This window comes from Streptomyces sp. BoleA5 (assembly GCF_000373665.1).
Lineage (GTDB): Bacteria > Actinomycetota > Actinomycetes > Streptomycetales > Streptomycetaceae > Actinacidiphila.
Map to the genome: position 1 here is coordinate 214259 of NZ_KB892124.1, position 17818 is coordinate 232076.

Sequence of the window (17818 nt, forward strand, 5' to 3'; positions counted from 1 at the left end):
ATCCCTCCGGCGGCACGCCGTGAGGAGGCCGCCTTGCCCGCCACCGCCGGATCGCAGCGGGACGCCGCCGTGGCCGCGGCGTCGTCCGTGGTCGAGGCACTCGAGGTGCTGTGGGGCCGCGGCCGGGACGCGGGAGACCCTCCCGTGCCGCCCTCGCAGTTGCGCGTGCTGTTCGCGCTGGAGGGCAACGAGGGGATCAATCTGCGGACGCTGTGCGACGTCCTGGGCGCCGGGCCGCCCGCGGTGAGCCGGCTCTGCGACCGGCTGCAGGCTGTGGGCTATCTCACCCGGGACACCAGCCCCACCTCACGGCGCGAGGTGTGCCTGTGGCTCACGCCGCGCGGTACGGCCTTCCTCGCCCAGCTGCGGGAACGCAGGGAGCAGGAACTGGCGACGGTCGTGTCGGCGATGCCCGAACGCGCCCGTCGCGCCCTGCTGGAGGGGCTGACCGCCTTCCGCTCCGCCGCCGAGGCGACGGGGCTCGGCGCCGTGCGGCCGCTCCCCGGAGGCCGCAGCCACAGCGCGTAGCCGTCCGGACCGTGCGCCCGGCCGCGCGCCCGGCGCCGGGGTGCCCACAGGCGGGCCGACCCGCATGCGATCGTTGTGTTCGACTACTGTTGCCAAACGGCAATGATCGAAGATGATCGGCACTGACCAAAGGGCATCCGGCCAGGGTGCCGTTCGCGTACGATCCCATCGCCCCACCCGGGGCACCACAGGGGCGGGGAGACGATGTGGAAGGCAACACGCTGACGCCCCCCGAGGGCGTCATCCCCAGACAGGGCGACGGCCGGCACAGCCGGCTCTCCGTCCTCCTCGTCGAGGACGACGCGGGGGACGCGCTGCTCGTCGAGGAGCTGGTCGCCGACAGCGGGGTGCCCGTCGAACTGCGCTGGGTACGCACGCTGGCCGAGGCCGGCACCGAGCTGGCCGCCCGCCCCGCCGACTGCGTCCTGCTCGACCTGCACCTGCCCGACGGCCAGGGCCTGGACGCCCTCGGCCGGGCGCTGTCGCTCACCGACCGTGCCGCCGTCGTCGTGCTCACCGGTCTCGCCGAGGAGCGGACCGGCCTGGCCGCGCTCTCCGCCGGCGCCCAGGACTACCTGGTCAAGGGACGGGTCGAGGGCGAACTCCTGGGCCGCGCGCTGCGCTACGCGGTCGAACGCAAGCAGGCCGAACGGGCCGCCCTCGCCCTGCGGGCCAGCCAGATGCGGGCCCAGGAGAACGCGCGCCTGGAGCGCGGGCTGCTCCCGCTGCCCATGCTGCGCACCAAGGACGTCACCGTCACACCGCGTTACCGCCCGGGCCGGGCCGACTCCCTGCTCGGCGGTGACTTCTACGACGTCGTGGAGACCACCGAGGGCGTCGTCCACACCCTCATCGGGGACGTCTCCGGGCACGGTCCCGACGAGGCCGCGCTCGGCGTCGGACTGCGCATCGCCTGGCGCACCCTGGTGCTGACCGGCGTCGAGGGCGCCCGGCAACTCGCCCTGCTGGAGCAGGTGCTGGTCGCCGAACGCGCCGCCCCCGAGATCTTCGCCACGGCCACCATCGTCGCCCTCGCCCCCGACCGCCGCACGGCCCGGGTCTGGCGGGCGGGCCACCACGGACTGCTCAACCTGACCCCGGACGGCACCGTCGAGTACATCGAGCCGCCCCGCGGGCCCGCCCTGGGCGTGGTGCCCGGCGTGGGGGAGTGGCCCGAGGGCCGGCTCGAACTGCGCCCCGGCCAGTCGCTGATGCTCTTCACGGACGGGTTGTTCGAGGGGCGCACCGACGAGGGACGGCTCGGCGAGGAGGGCCTGCTCGCCCTGGCCGGGCAGCACGCCACACTGCCCGCCTCCGAGTTCGTCGACACCCTGATCGCGCGCGCGGAGGCACTGGCCGCCGATCACGGCGGCCTGGACGACGACCTGGCGGTGGTCCACCTCACGTGGAGCGCCTCGCCGTGACCGCCGCCCGCGCGCGGCTGACCGTCCAGGGATGGATCGCGCTGGTCCTGGCCGCCCTGGGGGTGTTCATGACGATGGCCGCGGGTGTCGGCTTCACCCAGCTGCGGCGCACGGCGCAGGTCTCGGACCACCTCATCGCCCGGATCTCCCCCGCCCGTGTCGAGGCCTACCGGCTGCAGACCGCCCTCGTCGACCAGGAGACCGGGGTCCGCGGCTACGCCATCACCGGCGACCCGGACTTCCTGGAGCCCTACACCCGCGGCCGGGCCGTCGAGGAGGACGCCGCGCGCCGCATGCGCGGCCTCGTGGACGGCCTCCCGGAACTCGTCCGCGACCTGGAGGCGCTGCGGCAGGCCGCCGCCGACTGGCGCCGGCGGTACGCGCAGCAGGTCGTCGACCGCACCGAGGCCCTCGGTGGCGGCACCCCCGACGCGGCCACCACGCGCCGGGGCAAGGAGGCCTTCGACCGGGTCCGCGCCCTGTCCGCGACCCAGGCCCGCCGGCTGGACGCGGAACGCGTCGCCGGCACGCGGCAGCTGGCCGACGCCCGCACCCTGCGCGACCGGGTCTTCGGGCTCATGGTCGTGGCCTTCTTCCTCACCGCCGTCGCGCTCGCCGTCCTCGTGCGGGTGATGGTCGTCCGGCCGCTGAACCGGCTCAGCGAGGCCGTGCAGGACGTGTCGGGCGGCGAGTACGACCGTCGTATCCCGTCCCACGGGCCCGCCGACCTGCACGCCCTTGGGGCCGCCGTGGAGGGGATGCGGCGGCGCATCGTCACCGAACTGGGCGAGTCACGGCGCAAGGAGGAGCAACTGCGCCACGAGGGCGAGCTGCGCGAGGCGCAGGCCGAGGAACTGCGCCGCTCCAACGCGGAACTGGAGCAGTTCGCCTACGTCGCCTCACACGACTTGCAGGAACCGCTGCGCAAGGTCGCGTCCTTCTGCCAGCTGCTGGAGAAGCGCTACGCCGAGAGCCTCGACGAACGCGGCACGCAGTACATCGCCTTCGCCGTCGACGGCGCCAAGCGCATGCAGGTGCTCATCAACGACCTGCTGACCTTCTCCCGGGTCGGGCGGCTGAACGACGCCAGCGTGCCGGTCGCCCTGGACGAGCCGCTGGACCGCGCGCTGGGCAACCTGTCCGTCGCTATAGAGGAGTCGGGCGCCGTGATCGAGCGCCCGCCCGCGCTGCCCGGCGTCGTCGGCGACCCGACCCTGCTGGCCATGCTCTGGCAGAACCTGGTCGGCAACGCCGTCAAGTTCCGTGCGGAGCACCGGCCGCCGCGGGTGACCATCACCCTGGACGGGCCGGGAGCGGCGCAGGACCCCGGGCGCTCCGACGGGGACGGCATGCTCCACTTCTCGGTCACCGACAACGGCATCGGCGTGCCGGCCGAGTTCGCCGACAAGATCTTCGTCATCTTCCAGCGCCTGCACAGCCGGGACAGCTACGGGGGCACGGGCATCGGGCTCGCGCTGTGCAAGAAGATCGTGGAGTACCACGGCGGCCGGATCCGGCTCGACCCCGGCCGGTCGCAGGGCACCCGCATCCGCTTCACCCTGCCGGCGGCCGCCGAGCGGGCACCCGCACCGGAGGAGGAGTCCGCGTGAACCTGCAGGAACCGGAACCGATCATCGTGCTGCTCGTCGAGGACGACCCCGGCGACGAGCTGATGACCCGTGAGGCGTTCCAGGAGAACAAGGTCCGCAACGTCCTGCACGTCGTACGGGACGGCGAGGAGGCCCTCGACTTCCTCCACCGGCGCGGCGCCCACGCCGGCGCGCCGCGCCCCGGGCTGATCCTCCTCGACCTCAACCTGCCCCGCTTCGACGGCCGCCAGGTGCTCGCCGCGATCAAGGACGACGCCGACCTGTGCACCATCCCGGTCGTCGTCCTCACCACATCCGAGGCCGAGGAGGACATCCTGCGCAGCTACAAGCTGCACGCCAACGCCTATGTGACCAAGCCGGTGGACTTCGACCGCTTCATCGACGTGGTCCGGCAGATCGACGACTTCTTCGTGACGGTGGTGAAGCTCCCGGGCCGTTGATCCGGGCGCCCGGCGCGGTTCAGACCCTCCGCCAGCGAGCCATCGCCCAGGAGAACACCCCGAACAGCGCCAGCCCCGCCGCGACCACCGCCAGCAGCCACGGCCCGGCGGGGGTGTCCCGGAACGTGCGCAGAGTGTCGTCCAGGCCCTTCGCCCGGTCCGGGTCGAAGCGGACCGCCGCCACGACGACGAAGCAGCCCGCGGCGGCGAACACCACGCCCCGGCTGGCCCCTCCGGCGACCCCGAGGAAGTCGACCACCCGGCGCGCCCGCGGCGACATCGCTCCGGTCCGCAGGTGTTTGCGGAAGCGGCGCAGCAGCGCCCGTACCGCGATCCACACCCCGGCTCCCGCGAGGATCAGCCCCGCCGCCCCCACCAGCCAGCGGCCCATGGGCCAGCCCAGGGCGTGCGCGGTGACGTCCTTGGAGGTGCTGTCGCTCGAACCGCCCGCGGAGGAGCCGTTCACCGCGAAGGTCACCACCGAGTACGTCACGAAGGCGTAGAACACCGCGCGGGCGGCCGACATGAGCCGCTTGCCGGCCTTGTCCCCGTCCGGGCCCGCCGCGCCGAACGCGGCCTCCGACAACCGCCACAGCGTCATCCCGGCGAACCCCACCGCCAGGGCCCAGACCAGGAACCCGCCGAAGGGCTGCGCCGCGAGCCGGGCCACCGCGCCGCCCCGGTCGGCCTGCTCCGAGGAACCGTCGAAGGCGACCCGCAGCGCCAGCACCCCGAGCAGCGCGTAGACGACCCCACGCGCCGCCAGACCCGCCCGTGCCCCGGCGCGGATCGCCTTCCTCCCCCGCGTCCCGGGCCGTACCGCACCCGCACCCACCGTCGTGTCCACACCGGCCTCCCTGCCCCGACTGCCTCCGGTCCACCGGATGCCCCGTCGCGGCCGGAACACACCCGGCGACACGGTGCGGGGCGGGCTGCGTGGAGTGTCCGGCCCGGGGTATCCGCGTGATGCGAACACACTTCCGGCCAGGCGCCGGACGAAGCTGGGGTTGAGGTGGAGATGGAGATCTCGAGCATCATCAGTGCCATCGTGATCGGCCTGATCATCGGTGTGCTGGGGCGTCTGGTGGCGCCGGGGCGGCAGCCGATCGGAGTGCTGTGGACGATCGTCGTCGGCATCGTGGCGGCCTTCATCGGCAGCGCGATCGCCCAGGGGTTCGGCGTCGCCGACACCGACGGGGTCGACTGGGTCGAGTGGCTGATACAGATCGGCCTCGCGGCCGTCGGAGTGAGCCTGCTGGCGCGCAGCAAGTCGCGGCGGTGAGCACCGCGGTCCGGCTGCCCCCGCCCCGGGCGGAGGCAGCCGGACCGCGTACGAGGACGGCGACCGGACCGGCCGCCGTCCTCGTCGTGCCCGGGCCACGCCCGGCGCGACACGGGCAGCCGATGGTAAGTCAGCTATGACGTGCACGACAGAGGAAGGGGAGGGTGCCATGTCCAGTGACGACCCGGACGGCCGGACCGGCCCGAGGGACGGGCGGGACGAGACCGAGGACGAGCGCGCCGACCGGAAGTGGGGCGAGCTGATCCAGGAGGTGCGGGTCGCCCAGACGGGCGTGCAGATCCTCTTCGGCTTCCTGCTGACCGTCGTGTTCACCCCGCACTACGACCGGCTCGGGTCGACCGACCACACGATCTACATCGTCACCGTCGTGCTCGGCGCCTGTGCGACCGGGGCGCTGATCGGCCCGGTCTCCTTCCACCGGATCGTCTCCGGCAGCCGCATCAAGCCGCAGGCGGTGCGCTGGGCCTCGCGGCTCACCTTCGTCGGGCTCGTGCTGCTGCTGGCGACGATGACCTCGGCGCTGCTGCTGGTGCTGCGCGCCGCCACCCACGACGACTTCGTGCCGTGGCTCGTCGCCGCCGTCCTGGTCTGGTACCTGGTCTGCTGGTACGGCCTGCCGCTGTGGGCCCGGTACCGCCACACGGGCGACTGACGCGCGACCGGACGGCACGAAGGCCGGTGGGCCGGGAAACCCGAGGGTTTCCCGGCCCACCGGCCTTCGTGCCGTCCGCGGCGTGCGGTCCTCAGATGTGCAGGACGCGGTCGACGAGGTCGCGGTAGCCCTGCAGGGCCAGGCGCAGCCTCTCGGTGTCGCCGCGCTCGCTCTCGTTCCCTCCGCCGGCCCGCCAGCCCGAGCGCAGTTCGTCGCGCCGGCTGCGCAGTTCCTCCACCAGCCGCTCCGTGGCCTCGCCGAGGACCTCGTCGGCCTCCTCCACGGCGTGGCGCGGCTCGTCGACGAAGCCGCCGACCGCGTGATGCAGCCGCTGCTGCAACTTGTCCACCGCGCCGTCCACGCGCGGCGGAGCGCCCGGGGCGGGCACCCGCTCCTCCTGTCGCACCGGGCCGCCGCCGGGCTTCTCCGCCGCTGCGGGGCCGGAGCCGGGGCCGGGGCCGCCGGCCGTCGCCGGCTTGGCGTCGTGCTCGGGCTTGGCGTCATGTTCGGGCTTCGTGCCGGCCGTCGTGGGCCTCGCCCCGTCCTCGGGCCGTGACCAATTGGTGGGCCGGCGCGCGGCAGACAGCTCGTCACTCTTGTCGGACTTGTCAGCCTTGTCGGTCTTGTCGGCGCTCTCGGGCACGGGGGACTTCGGCTTGCCGGGGGTCTGCCCGGAGGGGGCCGTGCTCGCCGTGCTCCCCTCCCGTCCGGTGCCGGTGCCGGTGCCGGTGCCGTCCGTCGTGGCGGCCCGGTCGCTCCTGTCGGTTCCGTGGGTTCCGTCGGTGTCGTGGTGCTCGTGCGTGGGGTTCATCGGCTGCTCCAGGACGGCAGGTGGAAGCGATGGGAGCCGTTTCGGCCGGAGTCCGCGTCACCCGCGCCGTCCTCGCGCGAGGTGGTGCGGGGCTCCTTGTCCACCGCGATGAGGTCGTCGAACAGCGCCCGGGCGCCGAGCAGCCGCGCGCGCAGTTCCTCGGTGTCCGCCGTGGTGCGGTCACCGTCCTTACGGGGTTCCGCGGCGCCGCGCAGGTCGCGGTAGGCCTGGAGGTGCCGGGGGCGGTGGACCGACAGGGCGTCGATCTGTTCGCCCGAGGTGTGCTCCGGGAAGCCGCGTTCGTGCGCCAGCCGGTCCAGCAGCGCCGAGGCGTCGCGCACCGCCTTCGCGGGGGAGTCGACGAACCGCTCCTGCAGGGCGGCCCACTCGACGCGGTACTCCTCGGTCCGGCGTGCGCTCAGCGGCTCCGGGGCCAGACCGCCGTGCCGGTCGACGCGCTCCTGCAACTCGCGGTGCGCGGCGTCCGCGTCGCCCTCGTGCCGGGCGACCGTGCGTTCGTACTCCGGTCCGAAGCGGCGCCTGAGCCGTCCGGTACCGCCGCCGCCACGCCGCGTCGTGACGACCGCGGCGAGGGCGATCAGGACTGCGACGACGACCGCCCCGATGATGATGCCCGTGGTCATGGTGTGCCTCCCGGGGGCCGTCGTCCGGCCCCGACGTTCGAACTGGCCGTGGTGCGGGTCTCGTTGCACCAAAGGTGCGTGTTACCGCGATCCGTTCGTCCACACGTACGACGTCGGGGGAGGAGCGCGTCAGCGCGGCAGGTGCACGTGGACGATCTTGCCGCCCGCGCGCAGCAGCGTCACCCGGATGTCCCGGGCCAGCCGGCGCACCAGGCGCAGGCCGTAGCCGCCGGGCAGGAAGCGCTCGGAGGGCGGGGGCGGGGTCGGCAGCCGGTCGTTGTGGTCCTGGACGGACACGCGGATCGCGTCCGGCGCCGCCACCACGTCGAAGCCCGCCAGCCCGCCGCCGTACCGGAAGGCGTTGGTGACCAGTTCGGAGACGACCAGCAGGCAGTCCTCGACCCGCTCCGGATCGACTCCTCGCAGCCGCGCACGGGCGAAGTCACGTGCTTCGCCGACGGTGGTGGGCAGCGGCCGGTCCGCCGGAGCGGGCCGCACGGTCCCCGCGCCTTCCGCGTCTAGGTCAATGCTGTACACGCACGATCACCCCGTAGGCATCCTCGGTCCCTGACTGGTCTGCCCGGACTGGCCGGTCCTACGCTGCCCTTGGCGCGATTCACGTCCATCTGGGATCGGTGGGAATGCTTCGCGGAGTAGCGGGTACGCGAGGGGCAACGCAAGCGAACATGACGTAGAGGTGCAGAGGTGCGAGGAGGAGCCGTGATCGCCACCGTGAGCGGGACGAGCACCGGGGTCGAGAGCCCCGAGGTCGACGTACTGCCGCAGATCACCGACCCGAGCAGCGTGGCTCCCACGAGCGCGCGCCGCCTGTCGAAGCTCTTTCTCGAGCGCCTGACGGTGCTCGAGGAGGGCACCCAGGAGTACCAGTACGCCCGCAACACCCTCATTGAGATGAACATGTCGCTCGTGCGGTTCGCCGCCAGGCGCTTCCGCGACCGCAGCGACGAGATGGAGGACATCGTCCAGGTCGGGACGATCGGGCTGATCAAGGCCATCGACCGGTTCGACATCTCGCGCGAGGTGGAGTTCACCACCTTCGCCGTGCCCTACATCGTCGGTGAGATCAAGCGGTTCTTCCGCGACACGACCTGGGCCGTGCACGTACCGCGCCGCCTCCAGGAGCGCCGGGTGGAACTGGCCCGCGCCCGGGACGAGCTGTCCTCCCGGCTGGGCCGCGCCCCGAAGGTGGCCGAGCTCGCGGCACTCATGGACCTCTCCGAGGCCGAGGTCGTCGAGGCCCAGGTGGCCTCCAACGGCTACACCGCCTCCTCGCTGGACGCGGCCATGAACGGAGACGACGGCGACGACGGCGAGACGGTGCTCGCCGACTTCATCGGCGCGGTCGACCCCGCCATGGAACTCGTCGAGGACCTCGGCTCACTCGCACCGCTCGTCGTGGAGCTCGGTGAACGCGATCGGCAGCTGCTCCATCTGCGGTACGTGGAGGAGCTGACGCAGGCCCAGATCGGCGAGATCATGGGCTGCACGCAGATGCACGTCTCGCGGCTGCTCTCGCGCACCCTGGCCCGGCTGCGGGCCGGACTCCTCCAGGACGGCTGCGCCTGACCTCCATCCCGTCCCCCGCCACGTGCCCGTGCCCGGTCCCTTCGGGCGCGGGCACGTGCGCACCGCCTACGATGCGCGGATGACCGATCACGATCAGGCGGTGCCGGACCGCCGCTTCCGCCCGCTGGTCCGGATGACGGCCCGGGACCCGCACGAGCCGCACCGGGTCGCCACGCCGCTGGAGCTGTTCTTCGACCTCTGCTTCGTGGTGGCGGTGGCCCAGGCCGGTGTGCGGCTGGTGCACGCGGTCGCCGAGGGCCACGCCGGGCAGGGCGTCCTCGGCTACTGCCTGGTCTTCTTCGCGATCTGGCTGGCGTGGCTGAACTTCACCTGGTTCGCCTCGGCCTTCGACACCGACGACGTGCCGTACCGCATCGCCACGTTCGTCCAGATCGCCGGGGTCCTGGTGCTGGCGGCCGGAGTTCCCCGTGCGTTCGACGCCAACGACTTCTCGATCGCCGTCGCGGGCTACGTCATCATGCGCATCGCACTGGCATTCCAGTGGCTGCGCGCGGCACGCAACGCGGCCGGACCGGCGCGGACCACGGCGCTGAGCTACGCCGCGGGTCTGGTCGTCGTCCAGGTGGGATGGGTGCTCCTGCTGCTCCAGCCCGTCGGCGGGCTGTGGTACTGGGGCTTCCTGATCCTGGCGGTGGCGGAACTCTCGGTGCCCGTCTGGGCCGAGCGGGCGCAGCGCACCACCTGGCATCCGCACCACATCTCCGAGCGTTACGGCCTCTTCACCATCATCGTGCTCGGTGAGTCGGTGGCCGCCGCGACGGTGGCCGTGCAGTCCGCCGTGGACGAGTTCTCCGCGCTCGGCGAGCTGCTGCCCGTCGGCCTCGGAGGACTGCTGATCGTGTTCTCCGCCTACTGGATCTACTTCGCCGTCCCCATCCACCAGCACCTCACCAGCAGTGCGCGGGCGTTCCTGTGGGGCTACGGGCACTACCTCGTCTTCGGCTCGGCCGCCGCCATCGGCGCGGGACTTGAGGTGGTGGTCGAGCAGGCCGTGGGCAAGGCGCACATCTCGCAGACGGCCGCCGCGGCCTCCGTCACGCTGCCGACCGCCGTCTTCCTGCTGACGGTCTGGCTGATCCACTCCCGCAGCGCCAAGCGCGGGTTCGGCGAGCACGCGGTGCTGCCCGGCTGCGCCCTGGCGGTGCTGGCGAGCACCTTCTGCGGGCCCGCGGCGGTGCCGGTGGCCGGGCTCGCCATGGCGGCCGCGGTCGCCGTGGGCGAGGTGCTGCACTCCCGCCACCGGCCGGCCGCCTGAGCACGGCTCACGGGGTGCCCCGCCGGAGGAACGGGGCACCCCTGTCCTGAGCCGTCAGGGGAACGAGACCACCGTGGACGGCGTGGTCGAGGTGCCGGAGGTCGCGGAACCGGTGCCGTTGACGACGTGGTCGTACTGGCCCATGCCGCCCAGGGAGACCACCAGGACGTCGTGCATCTTGATCCCGGACTTCACCGGGACCTCGAAGCCATGGTCCATGCGGATCGTCGGATCGGTGGTGAAGTTGCAGTAACTGCCCAGGCCCCAGGCCTCGTGGCTGTTCACCGAGTCGTCCACCTTGTAGGCGGCCCAGCCCTTGGTGGCGCCGTTCTGGATGGCGGCCTGGTTGGGCGCGTCGTAGGCGATCTCGTTCTGGAAGAAGATCGTCCTGCCCCTCTCGCCGCTCCACTGGACGTCGTACTTCTTGAAGTGCTCGACGAACAGGCCGGTGGCCAGGACGTCGTCGCCGTTGACGCGCAGGCCGTAGTCGGCCGGGTTGGTGTCCCAGCCCACTCCGGCGCCGTGGTCGGCGCGCCAGATCCAGGTGTGGTCGATGACGGTGTCGTCGCTGTTGACCTCCATGCTGGTGGTCGCCCTGCCCGGTCCGGCGCCGCCGATGCGGATGAAGACGTCCTGCACGGTGGTCGGGTTGGCGGCGTGGTCGGCGGCCGCGCCCTGCGGGCCGACCTGGAGCAGCACCTGGGAATTGACCGCACCGGCGTCGATCAGGAACCCGGCGAGCTTCACGCCGTCGACGTCGGCGACCTTCATGGCCGTCACGCCGTTGTCGGGGATGATCGTCGCGAGGCCGAGGCCGAGCACGACGGTGTTCGCCCGGTTGACGTCGATGGTCTGGTCGATGTGGTACACGCCCGGGGTGAACAGCAGGTTGAGGCCCTGGGCGAGCGCGGCGTTGATGGTGGCGGCAGTCGCACCGGGCTTGACGACGTAGAACTGGCTCAGCGGGATCGAGGAGCCCTGCGGCGCGCCGTCGCCCCAGCTGGTGCCGCGGGCGTTGGTGCGCTTGGCGGGGACGAAGACCTTGTAGTCGTTGCCGTCGAGGTAGAGGAAGGGCTTCTCGCGGGAGACGGGGGTGGTGTCGAGCGTGGTGTAGGGCGGGTTGGGGAAGCTCTGCGCGGGGGCGCCCTGCACCCCGGAGAAGACCATGTTCCACACGCCGTTGGTCCAGCCGCCGACGGAGCTGTCGCGGGTGTACCACTGCTGCTGCGAGTACGGGCCCACGGTGCCGTCGATCTCGCTGTCGGCGATGTAGCCGCCGCTGGCCCAGCCGTAGCCGTTGGGGGCGAGGTTGAGGCCGCCCTTGACGTGCATACGGCGGAAGGGCGCGGCCTGGGCGACGGCCCAGCGGTCGGTGCCGTTCACCGGGTTCAGGGCGAGGTTCTCCGCGGAGCGCCAGAAGTTCTGGGTGGCGTTGCCGTTGAACCAGCCGGCGTCCACGGTCACGTCGCCGTTGAAGGTGGTGTCGTCGGGGGAGAGGCCGAGTCCGGCGATCGAGGTGTAGAAGCCGATGTTGGCGTTGATGTTGTTGTAGGTGCCGGGCTTGAACAGCAGCGCGTAGCGCCCGGTGCCGAACTGCGCCGACTCCTGCTGCTGGAAGACCTGGTCCAGCCTGGCCTGGATGCCCGGTGTCGAGGGGTCGAAGACCAGGACGTTCGGGCCGAGGTCGCCGCCGCCGGGGATCACCGGGCCGGTGCCGCCGTCGGTGGTGTGCACGGCGAGCTCCCACAGCGAGTAGCCGTACGCGGTGGCGCGGGTCGTGCCGTACACGCGCAGGTAGCGGCCGGTGCCGCTGACGGCGCGGGTCTCGGTGCCGCCGGCGCCGGTGGTGGTGGAGGCGACCGTGGTCCAGTCGGTGCCGTTGGCGGAGAGCTGGATCTGGTAGGCCTTGGCGTACGCGGCCTCCCAGCCGAGGACGACCTCGCAGACGGTCTGGGAGCCGCCGAGGTCCACCTGGATCCACTGGGGGTCGCTGAACGCGCTGGACCAGCGGGTGCCGGTGTTGCCGTCGACGGCGTTGGCGGCGGCGAAGGAGCCGTTCTCGGTGGAGGAGGCGGTGGCGGTCCTGCCCTGTGCGGCGTTGGCGGTGCCGCAGGCGGCGGCGTGGGCGTCGGTCAGGGGGCCGGCCGGGACGGTGAGCAGGGCGAGGAGTACGGCCAGCAGGGCGATCAGCCCCAGGGGTCTGCGGCGGGCGGCGTTGACTTCGGGTCTCATAGGAACTCCTGTGTCAGCCTCACGACTTAATTCAGGGCGTGAGTTAAGACGTGACAGAAGTCGCGGTCAAGACTCCTCGCACAAAGTGTTTCCGAGGAGTCAACAGTTCGACGGGGGCTTCAGGTACTTGCGCCGCCGTGACCTGCGGGGAGTCGAATGTGTTCGGGACTTGAAGTGGACCGGCCTCATCCGGCCCCGCGATGCGTTCCGCACCGATCCTGACGTGAAGTCTTGACGGCACCGGGCCCGCTCGGTTGACTGCCGCCGCAGCGGCCGCAACCGGCTCGGGTACCGCGTCCGGCCGCTGCCGCCCGCATGCCCTCCGCCCCCTCGTGCCCCCCGTCCTCCGGCGTCCGGGCCCACGTCGAGCAGAAGGACCGACTCCACGGGTCCCCCAGATGATCTTCACGGGTTAGACTCCGCGGGTGTCCGAACTCCGCACACTGGTCCTCGGATTCCGGCAGGCGATCGTCGACTGCCCCGACCCGGGCCTGGTCTCCCTGGAGCGTTTCCCGCACGGCTCCTGCGGGGACGCCTCGATCCTCCTCGGCCAGTACCTGTACGAGAACGGGCAGGGGGTGTGGACGTACGTCAGCGGGTGGGAGGACCGTGCCACCCACGCGTGGATCGAGAAGAACGGCCTGCGCGTCGACATCACCGCCGACCAGTTCGACGGGGTCGACACCCCGGTGATCATCGCCTCGGGAGGCGGCTGGCACGACCGCTTCACGGTCGACCCCTCCGCCTCCCACGGCGCCCTCATCGACGTGCGCCAGGACTTCGCCCGACGCGAACTGCGCACTGCCTACGAGCGGTTGACGGCGGTCATCCGGCGGCATCGGCCGGGAGCGGATGGGGCGCCACCAGCCTGCGCATGACCGCGGGCTCCAGCGCCGGGTTCGCCGCCGCCCGGTGCGCGGGCGAGGAAGCTGCGGGTGTACCTGTCGGGGTGGCGGACGACGGCGTCGACCACGGCGTCCGGCAGCGCCCGGTCGCGGCACAGCACCATCCGTGCCGCCGGCGACCGTTGGTGAGCAGCCGCAGCAGGACGTCGTCGGGGGCCGCGGGATTGAGCGCCAGGCCGGCGAGCCGGCGTGCGGGCAGGCCTGCGGTCTCCCAGATCTCCTCGGGCGTGATCATGTAATCTGTGCTTCCTTTCCGCAGGGGCTGGGCACCGTTTCCGCGCACACCGGCCGGGTACACGGGATCGCAGGAGGCAGACATGGACCTGGGTGACTGGTCGACCACGGCCCTCGTGATCGCCGCGGTGGCGGTCGTGGTGATGCTCGTGGTGGCCGTCGTGCTCGTGGTGAAGATGGCGCGCATCCGTACCCTGCTGCGCAGCGCGGACGTACCGCGCTCGGGCAAACTGGCCTTCTGGGCGGGGCTCGTCTACCTGGTCTGCCCGGTGGACCTGCTGCCCGATCCGATCCTGATCGACGACATCGGTGTGCTGCTGCTGGCCCTGCGCTCGCTCAAGAGCGCGGCCGACGGGCAGCTGCCCGTCGGCCGAGACCGTGCGCGGACCCTTCCCAAGTCCAAGAGCCCGGTGGCCTGACCCCCCTCCGCCCGGGGGAGGGTTCAGCCCGTCAGTTCCGCGTCCCCCGGTTGCGTCTCGGGCTGTGCGACCGGCAGGCACACGGTGAACCGCGTGTCGCCGGGGGCGGACTCGACGCGGATGTCGCCGTGGTGCTTGTTGACCACGATGCGATACGAGATGTCCAGGCCCAGCCCCGTGCCCTCACCCACCGGCTTGGTGGTGAAGAACGGTTCGAAGATCCGCGGCCGGATCTCCGGCGAGATGCCGGGGCCGGTGTCGCCCACCTCCACCACCAGGCGGTCGGCGCCGTCCCAGGAGCTGCGCAGCGTCAGGGTGCCCGAACCGCCCATGGCGTCCAAGGCGTTGACGATGAGGTTGGTCCACACCTGGTTGAGCTCGGCACCGTACGCCTGGATCTGCGGCAGGCTGCGGTCGTACTCCTTGACGACCCGCACCCCACCGGGGATCTTCGCCTGGAGCATCGTGAGCGTCGCGTCGAGCAGCGCGTGGATGTCCACCGTCTGCTGCGGGGCGCGGTCGAGCTGCGAGTACTGCTTCGCGGCCCCCACCAGTCCGGAGATCCGGGTGACGGCGTCGTCGATCTCGCCCATGAGCAGTTCGGTGTCGAGGGTGTACGTGAGCCAGCGGATCGCCGCCTCCAGCCGTTCCTCACCGACCGTGTCGACCACGGAGTCCAGCCATTCGGCGTCCACACCGCCCGCTACCAGCGTCGAGGCGAGTTCCCAGGAGCCGTTGACGCTGTGGTCGTCGAGCCAGTCCGTCAGCTCGTCCTCGGCGTCGGCCGCGTCCAGCGCCGACCGCTCGGGCGCCGACGCCATGCGCTTGATCGCGGCGTCCTGCAGCTCGACCAGCTCGTGCAGCTGCCGGGTGTCGAGCCGGCCGTCCGCGATCATCGCCAGCTTGTGCCGCATGCCGGTCACCCGGTCGCGCAGCGCCGAGGTGGCCCGCACCGCGGCGGCTGCCGGGTTGTTCAGCTCGTGGGTGAGCCCGGCCGACAGCGAGCCCAGCGCCAGCAGCCGCTCGCGCTCCCCGATGATCGTGTTCTGCTTGCGGTAGCCGAAGAACGCCCCCTCCAGCAGGTGCACCGCCATCGGGAACCACCGGTGCATCGCCCCGGCGAACTCCTCGGCCGGGAGCAGGAAGAACTCGCAGTCGGTCACCGCCTTGAGCGAGTTGGGGTACGTCTGCTCGACGCGGTCCCCGAGGTACGCCTGCGTCGCACCGGCGTACACGCCCCGCTGGTCGGTGCGGTTGACCTCCACCACGTCGCCGTGGACGAGCCGGCCCAGCGACACCGTGCCGCTCAGCAGCACGTAGAAGCAGGTCGCCGGATCGCCCTCGGCGTAGACGGGGCTGTTCGCCGGGATCCGCTCCACCCGGCCCTGCTCGCTCAGCCAGCCCAGTTCCTTCTCGCCGAGCGACTCGAACAGGAACAGGGTCCGCAGCTGCTCGGGCCCGAGCCGGTCCGTCGTGGTCACTGCGCCTCCAGATAACGGTGCACCAGGGATACGGCCATCGCGCCCTCGCCGACCGCGGAGGCCACCCGCTTGACCGACTCCGCCCGTACGTCGCCGGCGGCGAAGACGCCCGGCACGCTGGCCTCCAGGTGGTACGGGTCGCGGGGGAGCGGCCAGCCCGCCGGCCGCCTGCCGCCGGCGATCAGGTCGGGGCCGGTGATCACGAAGCCGCGCCGGTCCCGCTCGACGACGCCCTCCAGCCAGTCCGTGCGGGGTTCGGCGCCGATGAAGACGAACAGGAACGAGGCGTCCACGGTGCTCACGTCGCCGGTCTTCGCGTCGCGGAGCATCAGCTGTTCCAAGTGGTCGCCGCCCTTGCCGCCGACGACCTCCGTGCAGGGGCGGACCTCGATGTTGCCGATGGCGGCGATCTGGTCGATCAGGTACTGCGACATCGAGCGCTGCAGGTCGGCGCCCCGGATCAGCAGATGCACCCTGCACGCGTTGCGGGAGAAGTAGACGGCGGCCTGCCCGGCCGAGTTGGCCCCGCCGACGATGTATACCTCCTGGCCCGTGCAGTTCATGGCCTCGGTCATGGCCGAGCCGTAGAACACCCCGGCGCCGGTGAACTCCGCGAGCCCCGGCGCTTCGAGCCGGCGGTAGGACACCCCGGTCGCCAGTACCACCGTGTGCGCCGCGATGGACGTCCTGTCGCCGAAGGACAGCACCCTTCCGCTGCCCGCCGCCTGCAGCGCGACGACCTCCCGGGTGCTGAGGATCTCCGCTCCGAACTTCGTCGCCTGGCGGCGCGCCCGGTCGGTCAGCTGGGCGCCGGAGACGCCGTCCGGGAAGCCGAGGTAGTTCTCGATGCGGCTGCTCTGCCCCGCCTGGCCGCCGGTCGCCCGGCGCTCCACCAGGACCGTGCGCAGGCCCTCGGACGCGCCGTACACCGCCGCGCCCAGCCCCGCGGGACCGCCGCCGACCACCACCAGGTCGTAGAAGTCGGAAGCCGGAACCGTACTCAGCCCCACGTGGGCGGCGAGCTCGGCCTCCGTGGGCCGCAGCAGCGTCGTCCCGTCGCCGGTCACCACCAGCGGCACGTCGGCGGAGGTCAGCCCCGCCGCGTTCAGCAGCTGCTCGGCCTCGGGCTCCTCCGCGGGCAGCCAGCGGTAGGGCACCAGGTTGCGGGTGAGGAAGTCGCGCACCTTGAACGAGGGTGCCGACCAGCGGTGGCCGACCACGCGGGTCTCGGACGCCGTCGGGTCGGGCGTGGCGATCCACGTGTCGAGCAGGGTGTCGATCACCGGGTAGAGGTTCTCCTCCGGCGGGCTCCACGGCTTCAGCAGGTAGTGGTCGAGGTCGACGATGTTGATCGCGTCGATGGCCGCGCTGGTGTCCGCGTACGCCGTGAGCAGCACACGGCGGGCGAGCGGGAACAGGTCCATCGCCGCCTCGAGGAACTCCACCCCGTTCATCTGCGGCATACGGTAGTCGGCGAGCATCACCGCGAGCTGTTCCCCTCGCAGCTTGATCTCCCGCAGCGCGCTCAGGGCCTCGTCCCCCGAGGTGGCGCGCACCACCCGGTAGCGGTCCCCGTACCTGCGGCGAATGTCCCGGGCCACGGCACGGGAGACTGCGGGATCGTCGTCGACGGTCAGGATCGTCGGATTCGCCATGTGACCATCATTGCTCCCCGGCGGCCGTCGTGCGCAGCAAACCGAACAGTCGTGCCTCAAGTGGGGCATGGGGCGCCGGCACATGCCCCGGGCATGGTCGTCGATGTGGTGACGGACGGTGCGCCGACGCGCACCGTCCGGCCGGTCAGGCCTCCTCGACCGCGACCTCGGCCACGGTGTCGTAGAAGGAGAGATGACCGGCGATCTCCGGCACCGACGGCAGCGGCTCCTCGTAGAACCAGGCGACGTCGTTGCGGTCGCCGTACGACCAGTAGGAGGCGACGCCCTTGTAGGGGCAGGTGGTGTTGGTGTCGCTGCCGCGGAAGAGCGCGAGGTCCACGTCCTGCGGCGGGATGTAGTAGCGCACCGGCAGTCCGGTCTCGTGGACCAGGACCGGCCGCCGGGTCTCGGCCACCACCTTCCCGTCGATCCTGACCGTCACGTGCTGCGTGCCGGGTACCGCGTCGACGCGGTGACCGCGCCGGTTGTCCGTGGGGGGCATGGGCTTCCCTTCCTCGGGTCCGTCCGGACCCCTTGCAACGGCGGCGGTGCCGCCGCACATTCCCCTCGCGCCCCTCCGGTGACGACGGGGGTCCCCCGCATGCACGCATCTGCGT

The 17818-nt window shown here is 72.1% G+C and carries 19 protein-coding genes; 10 read left to right on the plus strand and 9 right to left on the minus strand.

The genetic code is table 11. The annotated features are described in order from the left end of the window. Positions 1 to 33 precede the first annotated feature (33 nt). From B085_RS0130805 to B085_RS0130820, 4 genes are all read left to right on the plus strand, one after another. Positions 34 to 528 carry a MarR family winged helix-turn-helix transcriptional regulator gene (locus B085_RS0130805; protein WP_018562461.1) on the plus strand — a complete coding sequence of 165 codons (495 nt, stop codon included), beginning with the start codon at positions 34 to 36 and terminating at the stop codon, positions 526 to 528. A gap of 206 nt (positions 529 to 734) precedes the next feature. Next, positions 735 to 1952 carry a PP2C family protein-serine/threonine phosphatase gene (locus B085_RS0130810; protein WP_018562462.1) on the plus strand — a complete coding sequence of 406 codons (1218 nt, stop codon included), beginning with the start codon at positions 735 to 737 and terminating at the stop codon, positions 1950 to 1952. Next, positions 1949 to 3562 carry a sensor histidine kinase gene (locus B085_RS0130815; protein WP_037732829.1) on the plus strand — a complete coding sequence of 538 codons (1614 nt, stop codon included), beginning with the start codon at positions 1949 to 1951 and terminating at the stop codon, positions 3560 to 3562. Before B085_RS0130810 ends, B085_RS0130815 begins: the two co-directional genes overlap by 4 nt. A gap of 2 nt (positions 3563 to 3564) precedes the next feature. After that, entirely contained in the window at positions 3565 to 4002 is a 438-nt protein-coding gene (locus tag B085_RS0130820; RefSeq protein WP_037732834.1) for a response regulator, read from the plus strand. A gap of 19 nt (positions 4003 to 4021) precedes the next feature. On the opposite strand, the gene B085_RS0130825 is transcribed toward B085_RS0130820, so the two are convergent. After that, entirely contained in the window at positions 4022 to 4849 is an 828-nt protein-coding gene (locus B085_RS0130825; protein ID WP_018562465.1) for a DUF1206 domain-containing protein, read from the minus strand. 171 nt (positions 4850 to 5020) lie between these two features. On the opposite strand from B085_RS0130825, the gene B085_RS0130830 reads away from it, so the two are divergent. After that, positions 5021 to 5284, plus strand: coding sequence for a GlsB/YeaQ/YmgE family stress response membrane protein (locus tag B085_RS0130830; protein ID WP_026251622.1), 264 nt, complete (start codon positions 5021 to 5023; stop codon positions 5282 to 5284). A gap of 169 nt (positions 5285 to 5453) precedes the next feature. Continuing rightward, positions 5454 to 5957, plus strand: coding sequence for a DUF6328 family protein (locus B085_RS0130835; RefSeq protein ID WP_018562467.1), 504 nt, complete (start codon positions 5454 to 5456; stop codon positions 5955 to 5957). Positions 5958 to 6048: 91 nt separating this feature from the next. Here the strand turns inward: B085_RS0130835 and B085_RS46310 are convergent, their stop codons facing one another. The 3 genes from B085_RS46310 to B085_RS44310 all read right to left on the minus strand — a co-directional run bounded on the left by B085_RS46310 (position 6049) and on the right by B085_RS44310 (position 7910). Continuing rightward, positions 6049 to 6768 carry a hypothetical protein gene (locus B085_RS46310; protein ID WP_018562468.1) on the minus strand — a complete coding sequence of 240 codons (720 nt, stop codon included), beginning with the start codon at positions 6766 to 6768 and terminating at the stop codon, positions 6049 to 6051. Then, entirely contained in the window at positions 6765 to 7412 is a 648-nt protein-coding gene (locus B085_RS0130845; protein ID WP_018562469.1) for a hypothetical protein, read from the minus strand. The genes B085_RS46310 and B085_RS0130845 overlap by 4 nt, the downstream gene beginning before the upstream one ends. A 129-nt stretch (positions 7413 to 7541) precedes the next feature. Continuing rightward, the gene (locus B085_RS44310; protein ID WP_018562470.1) at positions 7542 to 7910 is read right to left on the minus strand and encodes an ATP-binding protein; all 369 of its coding nucleotides are present in this window, start codon (positions 7908 to 7910) and stop codon (positions 7542 to 7544) included. A 222-nt stretch (positions 7911 to 8132) separates the two neighbouring features. Between B085_RS44310 and B085_RS0130855 the strand changes: the two genes are divergently transcribed. After that, positions 8133 to 8999, plus strand: coding sequence for a SigB/SigF/SigG family RNA polymerase sigma factor (locus B085_RS0130855; RefSeq protein WP_018562471.1), 867 nt, complete (start codon positions 8133 to 8135; stop codon positions 8997 to 8999). A gap of 79 nt (positions 9000 to 9078) precedes the next feature. Then, a complete protein-coding gene (locus B085_RS0130860) occupies positions 9079 to 10275 on the plus strand; it encodes a low temperature requirement protein A (RefSeq protein ID WP_051102215.1) in 1197 nt (398 codons plus the stop codon). Between the two features lie 54 nt (positions 10276 to 10329). Here the strand turns inward: B085_RS0130860 and B085_RS0130865 are convergent, their stop codons facing one another. After that, positions 10330 to 12507: a discoidin domain-containing protein gene (locus B085_RS0130865; RefSeq protein ID WP_018562473.1), complete on the minus strand. Its 2178-nt coding sequence runs from the start codon at positions 12505 to 12507 to the stop codon at positions 10330 to 10332. 425 nt (positions 12508 to 12932) lie between these two features. Between B085_RS0130865 and B085_RS45975 the strand changes: the two genes are divergently transcribed. Beyond that, complete coding sequence (locus B085_RS45975; protein WP_018562474.1) at positions 12933 to 13385, plus strand: hypothetical protein; 453 nt, start codon at positions 12933 to 12935, stop codon at positions 13383 to 13385. On the opposite strand, the gene B085_RS0130875 is transcribed toward B085_RS45975, so the two are convergent. Further along, a complete protein-coding gene (locus B085_RS0130875) occupies positions 13333 to 13647 on the minus strand; it encodes a hypothetical protein (RefSeq protein WP_018562475.1) in 315 nt (104 codons plus the stop codon). The two genes, B085_RS45975 and B085_RS0130875, sit on opposite strands and share 53 nt — an antisense overlap. Before the next feature lie 82 nt (positions 13648 to 13729). On the opposite strand from B085_RS0130875, the gene B085_RS44320 reads away from it, so the two are divergent. Next, a complete protein-coding gene (locus B085_RS44320; RefSeq protein ID WP_018562476.1) occupies positions 13730 to 14065 on the plus strand; it encodes a YkvA family protein in 336 nt (111 codons plus the stop codon). A 23-nt stretch (positions 14066 to 14088) separates the two neighbouring features. Here the strand turns inward: B085_RS44320 and B085_RS0130885 are convergent, their stop codons facing one another. The 3 genes from B085_RS0130885 to B085_RS0130895 all read right to left on the minus strand — a co-directional run bounded on the left by B085_RS0130885 (position 14089) and on the right by B085_RS0130895 (position 17703). Continuing rightward, on the minus strand, positions 14089 to 15546 hold the full coding sequence (locus tag B085_RS0130885; RefSeq protein WP_018562477.1) for an ATP-binding protein: 1458 nt from the start codon (positions 15544 to 15546) through the stop codon (positions 14089 to 14091). Next, positions 15543 to 17201 (minus strand): FAD-dependent oxidoreductase, encoded by a 1659-nt coding sequence (locus B085_RS0130890; RefSeq protein WP_018562478.1) that lies wholly within the window; start codon positions 17199 to 17201, stop codon positions 15543 to 15545. The genes B085_RS0130885 and B085_RS0130890 overlap by 4 nt, the downstream gene beginning before the upstream one ends. Before the next feature lie 145 nt (positions 17202 to 17346). Continuing rightward, complete coding sequence (locus tag B085_RS0130895) at positions 17347 to 17703, minus strand: DUF427 domain-containing protein (protein ID WP_018562479.1); 357 nt, start codon at positions 17701 to 17703, stop codon at positions 17347 to 17349. Positions 17704 to 17818 lie beyond the last annotated feature (115 nt).